Here is a 1,468-nt window from a genome sequence, read left to right as displayed (position 1 = left end):
CCCCGTAGCTTTTCGCAGCTTACCACGTCCTTCATCGTCTCTGAGAGCCTAGGCATCCCCCGTACGCCCTTATTTCACTTCCTAATCTTAAAGCATACACTCGAAAGTGCACGCTCAATTCTTAGAGAAACAAAATAGAGTTATTTGAGTAACTATATATTGCCTAAAACTAATGAGTTAGTTAATTAAAAATATCCAACAGACGCTTGAGATAAAATTGAATTTTACTCTCGCAACGAGATCTTACGTAAACATAAAATCCGTTAAATTAATTACTGTTGCTCTCTTATCACAACTTGTCAAAGATCGTCACTAAGCTATTAATTCCCACCACGTACTTCATCCTTCATAGAAACTATGACGAAGTAGGGCGTTGGGTAGCTTAACTGTTTTATCGTCGGAGTCGAACCGATCGACGCCCCCGTCGGGCGCGATAATAAAAGACCACACATTTGCGATCTTATGGTAGGCGGTGTTGACCGATGTCAACGATATTATAGGATGGAGGATATCTACGCCCCGACTAGGTCGGGATCACCTCCTAACTGCAAGACAATACCGAAATTTTCGGAACATCTAACAATCATCAATGGTAGAAAGCTTCTAATCTTTATCAGAAGCTAAAGGTGGAGGATATCGGAGTCGAACCGATGACCTCCTGAATGCAAATCAGGTGCTCTAGCCAGCTGAGCTAATCCCCCTTTATATATAGGAAAGTAGTCCCTGGCAGACTTGAACTGCCGACCTCTACATTATCAGTGTAGCGCTCTAACCAGCTGAGCTAAGGGACTGCGTATATGCAATCCCGACCGCATAATCAGTGTATCCCGATAACTATCGGGATAACAAGCTGAGCTAAAGGACTGGATAAAGTGTCAAAAATAGCGGTGCCCATTTAGCACTACTTTTTTGGTAAGAGGTTGGTACAGGACGTAGCAACATTACAGTTGTATTTTAAAATTAACATCAAGGCAGGCGAGTGCCGTATTCTTCCCCGTGCTTTCGCACCGGTACGAGAATTAAACTTACTTGAACTCTTGGGTAACACATGCTCACTAACTAACAATATACATTATACCTACCCCGTCGTCCTTCTAAAAAGGAGGTATTCCAGCCGCACCTTCCGGTACGGCTACCTTGTTACGACTTAACCCCAGTTACCGACTTTACCCTAGACAGCTCATTTTATTGCCACCGTCTTCAGGCACTTCCGGCTCCCATGGTTTGACGGGCGGTGTGTACAAGGTCCGGGAACGTATTCACCGCGTCATGGCTGATACGCGATTACTAGCGATTCCAACTTCACGGAGTCGAGTTCCAGACTCCGATCCGAACTGAGATGCACTTTCTGAGATTCGCTCACCTTCGCAGGCTGGCTGCCCTCTGTATGCACCATTGTAGCACGTGTGTAGCCCTGGGCATAAAGGCCATGATGACTTGACGTCGTCCCCACCTTCCTCACGGCTTA

General features: G+C 45.6%; 2 tRNA genes and 2 rRNA genes. All 4 read right to left on the bottom strand.

Annotated features, from left to right (window positions below):
• Positions 1-83, bottom strand: a 23S ribosomal RNA gene (locus GGR27_RS19755); the annotation flags it as partial.
• Between the two features lie 544 nt (positions 84-627).
• Positions 628-701 (bottom strand) — tRNA-Ala (locus GGR27_RS19750).
• Positions 702-717: 16 nt separating this feature from the next.
• Positions 718-791 (bottom strand) — tRNA-Ile (locus GGR27_RS19745).
• A gap of 307 nt (positions 792-1,098) precedes the next feature.
• Positions 1,099-1,468, bottom strand: a 16S ribosomal RNA gene (locus tag GGR27_RS19740); the annotation flags it as partial.

The sequence above is a fragment of the Neolewinella antarctica genome, from assembly GCF_011927835.1.
In the GTDB taxonomy this organism is placed as follows: domain Bacteria; phylum Bacteroidota; class Bacteroidia; order Chitinophagales; family Saprospiraceae; genus Neolewinella; species Neolewinella antarctica.
Note: the sequence above shows the minus strand (reverse complement) of the source record. Positions and strands in the feature narration are given on the sequence as shown.